Annotated in this window: 11 protein-coding genes and 1 pseudogene; 3 read left to right on the plus strand and 9 right to left on the minus strand. The window is 66.9% G+C overall.

Going from position 1 to position 12,481, the window contains the following annotated elements:
• Positions 1 to 52: 52 nt before the first annotated feature.
• The 5 genes from AC1DY7_RS03600 to AC1DY7_RS03620 form a co-directional block, all read right to left on the minus strand.
• Positions 53 to 349, minus strand: a complete 297-nt coding sequence (locus AC1DY7_RS03600; RefSeq protein ID WP_477492293.1) for a PE family protein — start codon at positions 347 to 349, stop codon at positions 53 to 55.
• 15 nt (positions 350 to 364) lie between these two features.
• Positions 365 to 1,762, minus strand: a complete 1,398-nt coding sequence (locus AC1DY7_RS03605; protein ID WP_477492294.1) for a hypothetical protein — start codon at positions 1,760 to 1,762, stop codon at positions 365 to 367.
• 12 nt (positions 1,763 to 1,774) lie between these two features.
• Complete coding sequence (locus AC1DY7_RS03610) at positions 1,775 to 2,029, minus strand: hypothetical protein (protein WP_477492295.1); 255 nt, start codon at positions 2,027 to 2,029, stop codon at positions 1,775 to 1,777.
• Positions 2,030 to 2,177: 148 nt separating this feature from the next.
• Positions 2,178 to 2,528 carry a YbaB/EbfC family nucleoid-associated protein gene (locus AC1DY7_RS03615; RefSeq protein WP_477492296.1) on the minus strand — a complete coding sequence of 117 codons (351 nt, stop codon included), beginning with the start codon at positions 2,526 to 2,528 and terminating at the stop codon, positions 2,178 to 2,180.
• Complete coding sequence (locus AC1DY7_RS03620) at positions 2,525 to 2,860, minus strand: hypothetical protein (RefSeq protein WP_477492297.1); 336 nt, start codon at positions 2,858 to 2,860, stop codon at positions 2,525 to 2,527. The genes AC1DY7_RS03615 and AC1DY7_RS03620 overlap by 4 nt, the downstream gene beginning before the upstream one ends.
• Positions 2,861 to 3,018: 158 nt before the next feature.
• On the opposite strand from AC1DY7_RS03620, the gene eccA reads away from it, so the two are divergent.
• Entirely contained in the window at positions 3,019 to 4,836 is a 1,818-nt protein-coding gene (gene eccA, locus AC1DY7_RS03625) for a type VII secretion AAA-ATPase EccA (protein WP_477492298.1), read from the plus strand.
• Between the two features lie 67 nt (positions 4,837 to 4,903).
• Positions 4,904 to 5,920 (plus strand): annotated as a pseudogene (locus tag AC1DY7_RS03630) (MinD/ParA family ATP-binding protein); the annotation flags it as partial.
• Positions 5,921 to 5,957: 37 nt separating this feature from the next.
• Here the strand turns inward: AC1DY7_RS03630 and AC1DY7_RS03635 are convergent.
• The 4 genes from AC1DY7_RS03635 to AC1DY7_RS03650 form a co-directional block, all read right to left on the minus strand.
• Positions 5,958 to 6,779, minus strand: coding sequence for a hypothetical protein (locus AC1DY7_RS03635; protein WP_477492299.1), 822 nt, complete (start codon positions 6,777 to 6,779; stop codon positions 5,958 to 5,960).
• A gap of 179 nt (positions 6,780 to 6,958) precedes the next feature.
• Positions 6,959 to 9,976, minus strand: a complete 3,018-nt coding sequence (locus AC1DY7_RS03640; RefSeq protein ID WP_477492300.1) for a Kelch repeat-containing protein — start codon at positions 9,974 to 9,976, stop codon at positions 6,959 to 6,961.
• A 196-nt stretch (positions 9,977 to 10,172) separates the two neighbouring features.
• Complete coding sequence (locus AC1DY7_RS03645) at positions 10,173 to 10,838, minus strand: enoyl-CoA hydratase-related protein (RefSeq protein ID WP_477492301.1); 666 nt, start codon at positions 10,836 to 10,838, stop codon at positions 10,173 to 10,175.
• On the minus strand, positions 10,835 to 11,446 hold the full coding sequence (locus AC1DY7_RS03650; protein WP_477492302.1) for a TetR family transcriptional regulator: 612 nt from the start codon (positions 11,444 to 11,446) through the stop codon (positions 10,835 to 10,837). Before AC1DY7_RS03650 ends, AC1DY7_RS03645 begins: the two co-directional genes overlap by 4 nt.
• A gap of 79 nt (positions 11,447 to 11,525) precedes the next feature.
• Between AC1DY7_RS03650 and AC1DY7_RS03655 the strand changes: the two genes are divergently transcribed.
• Complete coding sequence (locus AC1DY7_RS03655) at positions 11,526 to 12,461, plus strand: DUF808 domain-containing protein (protein WP_477492303.1); 936 nt, start codon at positions 11,526 to 11,528, stop codon at positions 12,459 to 12,461.
• Positions 12,462 to 12,481: the final 20 nt, after the last annotated feature.

Here is a 12,481-nt window from a genome sequence, read left to right on the forward strand (position 1 = left end):
AACCCCCCCTCGAAAATCAGATGCCGCGAACGGCGTCATGATCCATGCGTTCTCAGACGACGAAATCCTGGTCGGCTGCCACGACATTGTCAGAGTGCTGCCGCAGGGTGGCCGAGATCTCGCGGATCTCGTTGATGCCCTGCTCGGAGGATTTGCCGAACGCGTCGTGCACCTGGTTGAGCGTCGTGGCGACCTGCTGGGACACCTCGTCGCGACCGGACGCCGTCACCGTCAGGTTCGGCGCCTCGGTCTGCAAAACCTTCTCCACCCGACTCGCCAGCTCGTCGAGTTGCTTGGTGGCATCGGCGACCTCTGCCGGCGCCATCGCGAAATCATTGGTGTTCGCCATGTCGAATCTCCTGTCCTAAATTCGCAGTTCGATATCTGGGCTGTCATTGGGGTCGACCTCGCCGATCACCGGCGGAGCCACATTGCCGAGATCGCCGACGATTTCACCGCCCTGGTCGGAGGTGTGCAAGAAGCTCGCGGCGTTGTGACCACTACCGTCCACACCGGCCTTCCCACCGTGACCGGCGCCGGCGCCCATGGCGCCACCGCCGCCCATCATCCCGCCACCGGCGACACTCGCACCGCCGGCCTTGGCGACGCTCTGCACCGCCGCACCCTCCGAGGCGGGTACCGACATCGGCGTCATCGCCCGCGACGGCGCCATCGCGGCAATGCCGCCCCCTCCGCCGCCGCCACCGACGTGGGCGCCACCACCACCCGCAGCGCCGCCCATCTTGCTCAGGGCCGCCGCGGCACCGCCAGCACCGCTCGCGGGCCCCCCGGCAGCGCCACCGGCCGCTCCGCCGAGACTGGAAGCCAGCCCGGTCGCGGTCTCGACACCGGTCTGGACCGCCCCGGTGACGGCCTGCATGCCCTGAGACAGACCCTGAGTCGCCATCTGCATCAGCGGGGACGCCATGCCCGTGGCCACCTGAATCATCGGGCCGATCATCTGGGCGCCCATCTCAGGCGCCGCGGTGACCGCGACCGGTGCGCCGGTGGCGGCGACCGCAGCACCTTGGGCACCCAACGTGCTCTGCAGTTCGGTGATCACCTCGGTGGTCATCGAGATGGCTTGCGTAGCAGCCTCAACCGCCTGCGCCTGGCCCCACGGGAAGACAATGTTCGGGCCTATCGCATCGATCTTGGCTTGGAACTCGTTGATAATCTCGATCAACCGTGCCTGGCCCTGCTGCACATTGGCCGCCGACGTCGCCACGTTGCCGCCGATGCCTGCCGACTGTGCGCCGACCTCAGCGCCGTTTGCCAGGGCTTCACCGGTCTTGGCGGCAGAAGCCGGACCACCCGCCCCCGACCAGACGTCCGACAGCGAACCGAGCGCCTGCTGGACCGAGCTGCCTGCGGACTCGAAGGCCTTGGAAATACCCTCGAACATCTTGGTCGGATCGAGATTCTTGAAGAGGCCGTCGCCCAGCGTGCCGAGCGCATCGGTGACGGGCTGGATGAGCGAGCTCGGATCCATCGGGTTGGCGCCTGTGGGCGTGCCCTCGGGCGACGCTGCACCCGGTGGGGGCGCACCATCGGGAAGCGCGGGCAGACCGAGCTTGGCCAGGATGTCCTGCACCGGCTGGTTCAGATAGTCCGAGAGAACCTGTTCCTGCGCGTTGATGATCGGAGTCGGATCAAACCCCGGCATGACCTGGGCGAGCTGTCCCGTCGGGTTCGACGGCACGAACGCTGGCCCGCTGGCCGTGCCCGGATTGATCGGAGCCGGAGACGGAGTGATCGGCATGACGACCCGTTGCTACACGCTGTCGGCAGCGATGTAACCCAGCTTCGATCCCTCGGTGGCAGCGCCGATACCGGCGTGCACCATCGCGGTCAGCAGAGTCGCCGCGAGATTGCTGGACTGCGCCATGCCGTAGGGCGCGAAGTACGGAGCTGCACCGATGGGACCGATCGCCTGCGCGACCGCCATCATCATCGCCTCCGAATCGACGGTTCCGGCTGCAGAGATCATGGACGCGGCCGTCTGCTGGACGGTGTTCACCGTCTCCATACCAGGAAAATCGGCTCCGAGATCTTGGCCTGTCATAAGGGACCCCTCCCCCTAAGTGCGACGTCGTCGCAACCTCACATTGAGATCGATCATATCCTGCAGGAGCGCTGTGGGCCGAAAAGAATTTTCCGTTCAGCAAATTCGCCACTCACGACGGTAGGACCGTATTGCCGTCCCACCTGGTCAGGGGGGATTTCTGCAACCCAGCCATTCGTTCGTTGAATTCTTTGACTAGGAAACTTTGCCGGTCCATCGCAAGTTTCGCTGCCGCCTGGGCGGTGTCGACGATCAGCTTGGACAATCCGTCTGCCCCGTGCCGGTACGCCCCGTCGGTCAGCCACAACCCGGTCATGGCACCCATTCCGTCGACCTCGACGCTGACGGATTGGTCCTTGCTGGTCACCCGCACCGAGATGGACTTGAGGTGCTCGTTCATGGCCTGCAGCAGATCACGCTGTTTGATGACCCGGGCGATGAGCGATTCCGCCAGGCTGGTCATACCGACCTCATCCACGTGGCGGGCGGCTCGTCGTCGCCCTGGTCACCGAACAGTGCCGCCTTTGCCGCATTGAATTCGTCCTCGGTCGCCAGATTCATCTCACGCAAAATGTGTGGGCTCGTCCCGCGCGCGGCCATCTCCTGCCGGATCTGAACCTGCGATCTTTTCGCCGACAGCTGGCAAAGCGCCAAGATCTCGCTCGCGAGGTCCTGTGGCGCGCGGTTGAGTTCGCGCTGCTCGAGCTTCAGACGAATCGGCAGGCCGCGATCCGTCGTCAGTACCTGGATGCCGCCCCCCGGCGATCGAACAGGGCGATCGATACGGTCGACCATGCGATGCACCTCCCCACCTCCGGCGCTGTCCAACCTCGAACTTAGTACACTGGCGATCGGCCGGACGGCAGCAATCTCTGCGCCGGGGCGCTGAGAACCTATGCCGGCATTCCGCGAAACCCGCCCGCTGAACGAAGTCAAGGACAGGTATTCCACGCATGAGTGGTGGCACCAGGGACGCGCAGCGGGTCTTCGACGCCGGCGTGCTTTCACTCGGCATCCCGATCGACGGGTTGGAGACTGAGCGCGATGTCCAGTACGCCGCGCTGGCCTTCAGGCGGGCCACCGAATACGACCCGGACATGTGCGATGCCTGGCTGGGCCGGGCCGCCACCGGCGAGTCCACGCCTGAGGTCATCCACCACCTGCATCGCACCAGCAAGAATCTGGGCCGTGAGCAACGCCGCCTCGGGTTGGCCCCGCGGGTCCTCAGCGGTCGATTCCAGACCGGCCTCTACCTCGACTACACGCTGAGCTCGCTGACCGAGGTCTGGCTCGCATACGCGGCCAGCATGATTCAGGGCCAGGACTACGCAGAGGCCGAGAAGGCCCTCGACAGCCTCGGCGCTCTGAGGGCGCAGATGCCCGACGATTCGGCATCGGACGAGATCTGCGCTTATGTCCGCGGCGTCCTGCACTTCACCACCCAGCGCTGGCCCGATGTGCTCACGGCCTTGGCCGCGTCGGGTTCGTTCCGGGACGAGTACGTCTCGGCGGGCGCGCATCTGATGGTCGGATCTGCCTGTGCGCAGATGGGCCTGTTCGGTGAGGGACTGCGCCGGCTGGACCAGGCTGTCGAAGGCCCCATCCCGGCCGCCCAGCGCGCGGCCGAGTTCTGCAAAGGTCTCACCCTGCGCGAGATGGGCAACGAAGCCGAGGCCCGGCAGATCTTCGAAAGGATCTACAGCGAGGAACCGGGATTCGAGGCGAACTACGCCGCCCTGCACGACCCCAAGTACCGGTTGATCGTGACGACGAAGGAAACCATCGACTCCCGCACCGACAAATGGGACCCGGCAACAGCACGAACGGCCGCCGACGTCGACGCCGAGAGCCTCACCGAACGTGGCAACGAATACCTGCGCGCTGCCCAGGAGGAACTGGACCGCCAAGTCGGGTTGGCCGACGTGAAGCTTCAGGTGGCGAAGTTGAGGTCGGCAGCGCGGCTGGCGAAGGTCCGCGAGGACAAGGGCCTGACCACCGCGGCGCGCAGCCTGCACCTGGCATTCACCGGGCCGCCCGGCACGGGTAAGACCACCATCGCCCGGATCGTCGCCCAAACGTACTGTGGCCTGGGCTTGCTGAAGACCCCCGCGGTCATCGAGGCCAAGCGTCAGGACTTCGTCGGGCAACATCTGGGCAGCACCGCGATCAAGACCTCGGCGTTGATCGACAGCGCGATGGACGGTGTGCTGTTCATCGACGAGGCTTACACGCTGATCCAGACCGGCCTTTCCGGCGGCGACGCCTTCGGGCGGGAGGCAGTCGACACCCTGCTGGCCCGGATGGAGAACGACCGGGACCGGTTGGTGGTCATCATCGCCGGGTACGACACCGAGATCGATCGTTTCCTTGCCGCCAACGAAGGCCTGTCGTCGCGCTTCACGAAGCGGATCCGATTCCATTCCTACACACCGGCCGAGCTCGGCGACATCGGCCGACTGACCGCGCGGGCCCGCGATTCCGAGCTCAGCTCGGATGCCTACAACGAGTTGGTCGACACGTGCACGCGGTTGTACAACCAGGACTCGGCAGATCAAGAGGGCAAGCCGCGGAGGGTGATCGACCTCGCCGGCAACGGCCGGTTCGTGCGTAACGTCATCGAGTCCGCCGAAGAGGAGCGCGAGTACCGGCTGAGCGAAAGCCACGGAACCGACCTGTCCGAACTCGACGAGGAGGCCCTGATGCGCATCGAGGCGGTCGACATGAAGGCCGCTCTGGGCGCCATCCTGCAGACCCTCAATCTGAGTTCGTGACGCCGTGACCACACCTCGGCATCCGGGCGATCCGCAGAATTCCGAAGACCCCACCGGGCCCATCCTCATTCCCGTCGCTCCGCAGTCCCCTGGGGTCGCCCCGATCGCCACCAATTTCACCAACGCGGTCCCTGACGCCCCCGCCCCCGAGCATGCCGCCCGGACCACGGCCGAAGATCTCGGATTGTTGCGCCGCAAGCCGGCCCAGCAGAATAGCTGGCGCAAGGCCATGAACCGGATGACGGGCGGAACCGTCAACCCCACTGGTTCACAACCGGGTTCGGGAGTTTCGCTGCGGCCCGCGCAACCCGCGCGAGGCGCCTACAGCATCGCAGTGCTGTCCTTGAAGGGTGGCGTCGGTAAGACCACCACCACGGTGTGCATGGGATCGATGTTCGCCACCACCCGTGGTGACCGGGTGATAGCGGTGGACGCCAACCCAGATTTCGGTACCTTGGCCCAACGCGGCCCCAACACCACCCGCTCCACCGTGCGAGACCTGTTGGCAGATCAAGAGATCTTCCGCTACTCGGACGTACGACGGCATACCTCACAGAGCGCCAGCCGGCTGGAGATTCTCGCCTCGGAGCGGGATCCCGCTGTGTCCGAGGCCTTTTCGGAGGCCGACTATCGGGCTGTGCACGACATCCTGGACCGTTACTACAACATCGTCCTGACCGACTGCGGCACCGGCTTGACGCATTCGGCCATGACCGGAGTGCTGGACATGGCCGACGCGCTGGTGCTGGTGGCGTCCCCGGCGATCGATTCAGCCCGCAGCGCCCTTGCCACCTTGGACTGGCTGCAGCACCACGGTCACGCCCACCTGGTGCCGGAGGCCACCGTGGTGTTGAGCTCCGCCCGACCCGGCGGTGTACCCGTTGACATCAACAGGCTGACACAACATTTCAAGGCCCGGGTGCGTGACGTGGTGGTCATCCCGTTCGACGATCACCTCGCCGAGGGTGCCGAGATCTCGATGGAACTGCTGAACCGCAAAACCCGGCAGGCGTTCGCGGATCTCACCGCGTCGGTGTCTGCCGGGCTCACCCACAGCCCGCATGCCCCTCGGCTCGGCCGATAGGCGATGAGGTGCTGCGGCCCAGCCACCGCGCCACCGATCACCGGACCCGCCCCGCGATCCCCTGATACACGTCGCGTAGTTGCGGGGAAATCCAATCGCCGCCACCGGTGGTGAACAGCATGTTGGCCGCCGGTTCGCCATTGGTGCCGGCGACGAGGCCACGGATCTGGTGGTACAGATTCGTGCTGGCCGCAGTGGCGGAGCGGGTCGCGACGTCGTAGAGGTTGAGGTTCGTGCCTGCTGCCGGTTGGCTACCGCGAATGTCGCCAGGGCCGTCCTTGCTCAGGGTCAAGTGGCACTCCTGGAACGGCGGCGGTGGACCGGCCGCCGGACATCCCTGCAACGGGAACTCCTGGGAGAAGTCCATGCTGAAGAATCCGGTGTGCAGATCGACCGGGAAATCGGCCGGATTGCAGGCGGGGAAGATCGGCGGAGCGATCCGGTACGGGTCATTCGCGGCGACCGCGGATTCCACCCAGTTGGTATGCGAATAGAAGTCCTGTTGGGTGTGCAGCAGAGCGCCGAATGCGGCGCGCGCGCCAGGCCCGTCCACCAGAACGTCGCCGGCCATGACAGATCCGCTCAACAGGACCGGCGAGAAGGCGTCCCACGCGGTGCGCGCCCGCGCGCAGATGTCCACCGGGGTGACCGCATTGTCGAGGTGGCGCCAGTCGTCGTTGGCGAACGCATCACTTCCCGCAGCGCCGCTACCGGGGGGTGGGCCGACGAGGATCTCGATCAGGGCATCCTGGGCGACCTGGTCAGGAGGTAGCGCGGCACGCGTGATCGCCTCGTGATTCAGCACGTAGAACGCGTGGGCCGTCGGCGCGGCGACACCGAAGAAGGTCGCCGTGGCCATGATCGCCACGGTGCAGGCCGAAAGGACTCGCCGGGATCGGCGTGGAAGGGTCATGAGAATCTCCAGCTGGGGCGGATGAGTGGACGGGGTGGGTGGCGCCGGGCGTCCGGGGACGTCGAATTCCGTTGGTATAAAACCGTATTCACTCCCTTCGATCGATACCGGCGACCCGTGGTCGCCTAGTTGAAGTCCAACGCCTCCACCGCCCCGACGGCGCCTTCGTGCGTCGGGCGGTCCGCACCGCCGATGGCATACACGGTTTTGGCGACGGCGGCGACCACCTCGCCGTGTCGCGCAGTGGCGATGGGCGACAAGGGAATCCACTTCTTCTGGGCGATGTCGTACATCTCCACCGCGGTGAGCACCCGGGTGGGTTCCTCGCCGCCGACCGCGACGATCCGGCCGTCGATGAACGTCGCACCGTAGCTGCCGCGGGGCGTCGGCATGTCCACCAGCTTTGTCCACTCCCCGGACGCCGGGTCGAACCGCTCGAACGCCGCAGAGTTCTTGTCGGCGGACAGGAACCGTCCACCGACGGCGTACAGATACTGTCCATCCGATACCGCGGCCAGGTGCTCACGGGGAGTCGGGATGTCGGCCGCATCCGTCCAGGACTGGCCGTCGAAGACCTCGGTCTGTGGCACGACCTGCTTCTCGTTCTGGCCGCCGACGACGATGAGTTTGTCGCCCACCACCGTTGCGGCCGCCGCCGTACGGGCATGCGTGAGGCTGGGCAATTCCACCCAGCTGTTCCCGCGCAGTGCGTACACCTTGTTCGACCCGTGCGCGAGTTGATCGCTGGAGCCTCCGATGACGACCACCTCACCGCGGTAGGTGGCCGCCGTCGCGTGGTGCAGGGGAACGGGCAGCGGGGGCTGCGGCTGCCATGACCCCGTCTGCGGATCGAAGCTCTGCACTATCTGAAGCGTGTCTCCGTGGGTCATGCCCCCGGCCACCCAGATCTTGTCGTCGAGCACCGTCCACGCCATCATCAGCCTGGCGCTCGGCGCGTCCGGCAACGCTCGCCAGGCAGCTGCCGGCTGCAACGTGCGCGGCAGCAGCTTCAGAGACTCCGCCGTCGAGGTCACCTCGGCGTCGGTGCCGGTGGTGCCACCGATCACGTACACCGACCTGTCCACCGCAGCGACGGACATGCCGTGCCGCGGGGTGCTCATCTCGGGCAGGTCGGCCCACGTATTGGCCGTGATGTCCAGCACGGCAACGGTTTTGAGCACCTGTCCGGCGGACAGTCCCCCCACCGCGACCAGACGCCCATCGGCCATGGCCACGCCGAGGTCGCTGCGCGGCTGGGGAAGGGAGGGCAACGAGGTCCAGGTGTCCGCAGCCGGGTCGTAGGCCTCGACGGCGGCGACGTCGACCGCTCCGTCGTTTCCGCCGACCGCGTAGACCCGCTTGTCGTCCGACGCGGCGCCCAACATGTATCGGTGCGTCGGCATCTCCGCGCCGAGCGTCCACGAGGTCCCGTCGAAGACTTCGGTGGTGTCGAGCAGTTTGCCGTTGGCCCCCGCCCCACCGGTGACGACCAGGCGATCTCCGACCACCGCCGCGGCCCCCGCCGCGCGGGGCTGCAGCAGCGGTGGCAGTTGCACCCACCGCCCGTTCACCACCCGCCACACCTGGTCGGTCGCGACCTTGGCGTCGCTGCCCTCGGTTCGCCAGCCGCCGAGCACGACCGGGTTGCCTTTCCACGTCACCGACATGGCGTGCTGCACCGGTACCGGAAGGTCGTCGCCGCCCTTCCAGTTGTCGATGGCCGGGTCGTAGCCCTCGTGACGCCCGCTGACCTGACCGTCCGCCCCGGCCCCGCCGAAGATCCAGATGGTGCCGTCGGCCTCCGTGGTGGTCGCGGCCTGACGGGCAACCCGTGCGTTCGTGATCGGGGACCAGCCCGCCTGGGCTTGCGCTGTGGTCGGCTGGCCCGCACCGGCGGTGACGGCCTGACCGCCGCCGTCGTCGCCTTTCTTCGAGATGACGAACACCCCACCGGTCACCAGCAATGCCACGAGGGCCGCCGCGCCGGCGATGAGCAATGTCTTCCGGTTGCCCGACTTCTTCGCCGGGTTCACGGCGGGCCCGGCGGGCTGCGGAGTCGGCCACGGTCCGCTCAACGGGCTCATGGCGTGCGACGTCGGCGCATCGGACATGGGCAGCTGGGGACTCACGAACGGCAGGGGCCCACTAACTTTCGGCGGATGCTCGCCGGAGTTGCTGCCGACCCCCGGCAATCGCGGCCGGTCAGCGGCGAGAGTGTGTTCCTGTTCGCCGGTGGTGGTCTCATTGAGCGCCATCGAATCCGGGGTCAACCCATTGCGCCGTTGCGCTGCTTGCAGGTCGCGGCCGAGTTCGACCGCCGAGGCCTGTCGCTGCGCCGGGTCGATAGACATGGCCTTCTCGATCACCGCGCACACGTCGGTCGGTATTCCTGCGGGCCGCAGATCCGGCACGTGCGTCGAACCGATACGCAGGTAGTGCGCGACGAGTTCCTCGCCGGACTTTCGCTCGTGTGCCGCCGCCCCGGCGATGAGCGCGTACAGCGACGCGCCGAGCGAGTACACATCGGAGGTGAACGTCGGCGGGCTCCCGGCCAGTACCTCGGGTGCGGTGAAGGCGATGGTGCCCGTGAAAAAGCCTGTCCTGGTTTCGAATCCGCCGGCAAACCGGGCGATGCCGAAATCGCTGAGCTGCGGTTCGCCGTAATCGTTGAGGAGGACGTTGGCCGGCTTGATGTCCCGATGCTGGGTGCCGGACCGGTGCGCGGTTTCCAGTGCGCCGCACAACTTGACGCCGATCTTCAGAACCTCCGGCCACGGAACGGGTCCGGCCTGGCGCAATCGGTCCTGCAGCGAACTGGCCGCGTAGTACGGCATGACGATGAACGGGCGACTGCTCTCCGTCACCCCGACCTGCAGGATGTTCACGATGTTCGGATGGCCGGACAGCCTGCCCATGGCGAAACCCTCGCGCAGGAAACGTTCCCGGCTGTCGCCGTCGAGATCTGAGGCCATCACCTTGACGGCCACGTTTCTCGCCAGTGTGGTTTGGTGGCAACGGTAAACGACGCCTGCACCGCCCCTGCCGACTTCGGTGGCGTGCAGGAATCCCGCCGCCGCCAACTCGTCGGCGATGCCACCCCGCCCTTGGGGAGGGGTGACGTCCCCCTTGTGATCTCCGCCCATAGCGCAGATCTTCCTACACAGCTCCCTGGCAATTTGCTTTGCGAACGCCAAAGTAAGCAAGAATTAACGTCAACGACTTTTATCTCCGGAACGTCGTCCGTTCGCGGCTAACCCGCTGGCAAACCACCGATTGTTGCGTTCGAAAGAATCCTCGCCGACGGCTGTGGCTAGTTCTGGCAAATGATTTTGACGTAACTCAGTGGTGAGTTTCCGCCCGCAGGGTTTCGGCGGCGGCACCGAACATGGTCTGTTTGATCGCGCCGAGCGTGCCGGGATCCTTGCCTGCCAGTGGCCGCAGGATGTCCAGTGCGGTGCCGTCGACCGCGCCGTCGCCCGCGGTGGCATCGACGATCGCGTAAGCCTGCGCGTCGGCGCCGCCGAACCGCCGCCCGGTGGTCATCGACGCGACCGCGGCCTGCGGGGTGAGCTTGGCCTGGATCAGGGCCGCCATCCCGTCGGTGAACGGGATGCGGATGTCGGCCTCGGGGAAACAGAAGTAGCCGCGGTCGGCGCGCATCACCCGGAAGTCGTGCGCCATCGCGAGCATGGCGCCGGCACCGAAGGCGTGCCCGACGATGGCGGCCGCGGTCGGGATCTGCAGCGTCAGCACCCGCGCCAGCAGGCCCTGCACCTGCCCGACGTACCACGCGGTGCGGTCCCCGTTGGCCATCAGCCAGTCCAGGTCGAGCCCGTTGGTGTAGAACTTCCCGGTCGCGGTGGTCAGCAATCCGGCCGCGCCGTCGGCGAGCACGGTGTCCAGGTACCCGTTCACCACGTCGAGAAAGTCTGGGGTGAACCGGTTCTCGTCATCGCCGAGGTTCAGCACGGCGATGTTGTCGGTGTAGGTGAGGCTAACGGTCATTTCTGGTCTCCTTTTCGTGGCGGTGGTCCGATGTCGAGCACGGCCCGCACGGCCGCGCTCAGGTGTACGCGTGCGGTGGGGTTGTCCAGTCGGTCCCGGGCCAGCAGGATCGCCGTCGGCAGGTCCACGATGCAGGTGGTGACGGTGTCCGCGGCGGCCCGGTCGCGGCGATGCCACAGTCCGTCGGCCAACCGGACCATCGTCGCGATCAGCCGGGCCTGCAGGTCGTGCAGTTCGCGCGCCAGCGCGTCGGGCATCTCGGCATCGAGGATGTCCTCCCTGCGCACGGTGAGCACCAGCCGGCACGAAGTCGGGTACCGGTCCGACAGCACGCCCGGCGCCCCGGCCGCGGCCACTACGGCCGCCGCGGCATCCGGGGCCTGCTCGATGAGGACGTCCTGCACCTGCAGGAACCGGTTCCCGGCCCGCAACCAGGCCCTGCCCAGCAGCTCCGACCTCGACGAAAAGTTGTGGTACAGCGCCCCGTTCGAGATGCCGGCGGCCCCGGCGACGGCGCGCACGGTGACGGCGGCCGGGCCGTGCTCGACGGCCAGTGCCTCGACGGCGTCCAGCACGGCGTCCGGGTCGTGCACACGCGGGCGGGGCATGACGTCACCATAACAGAGCGCTTGCTCTGTTATTCACACCGAACTCACAGCAGCAACTTTCACCGGGTACCCTTCGGGCATGAGCGCCGGGCTGTTCGGACTTTTCGACGACGTCGCCGCACTGGCGCGACTGGCTGCCGCATCGATCGACGACATCGGGGCCGCCACCGGTAAGGCGACGGCCAAGGCCGCGGGCGTCGTCATCGACGACACCGCCGTGACCCCGCAGTACGTACACGGCATCACCGCCGACCGTGAACTGCCGATGATCAAGCGCATCGCCATCGGATCGCTGCGCAACAAGCTGGTGTTCATCCTTCCGGCGGCCCTGCTGCTGAGCCAGTTCGCGCCGTGGCTGCTGACGCCGATTCTGATGATCGGCGCGACCTACCTGTGCTTCGAGGGCGCCGAGAAGGTGCTGGGCCGGTTCCTGCATCACGACTCCGCCGAAGCGCACGGAAAGCCGGTCGGCGCTGTCGACGAGAAGTCGATGACCGCCGGGGCCATCCGCACGGACTTCATCCTGTCCGCCGAGATCATGGTGATCGCCCTCAACGAGGTGGCCCACCAGCCGTTCGTGCCCCGGTTGATCATCCTGGTGATCGTGGCGCTGGTGATCACCGCCGCCGTGTACGGCGTCGTCGGCGTGCTGGTCAAGATGGACGACGTCGGGCTCAGCCTGGCGCAGCGGCAGTCCAGCTTCGTGCAGAAGATCGGCCGCGGCCTGGTGGCCGGTATGCCGAAGGTGCTGGCAGCGCTGTCCACCATCGGCACCGTCGCGATGCTCTGGGTGGGCGGGCACATTCTGCTCACCGGGACCGACACGCTGGGCTGGCATGCCCCCTACGGATTGGTGCACCACGCCGAGGAGTTCGTGCACCACGCCGCCCAGGGCGTGGGCGGGCTGCTGGCCTGGCTGACGAACACCGCCGCCTCCGCGGTCATCGGCCTGGTCGTCGGCTCCATCGTGGTCGGCGTCATCCACATCCTGCCGTTCGGCAAGAAACACGACTGAACCTGTCACACCCCGGCCGT

The sequence above is a fragment of the Mycobacterium sp. P2_H7 genome (genome assembly GCF_056403275.1).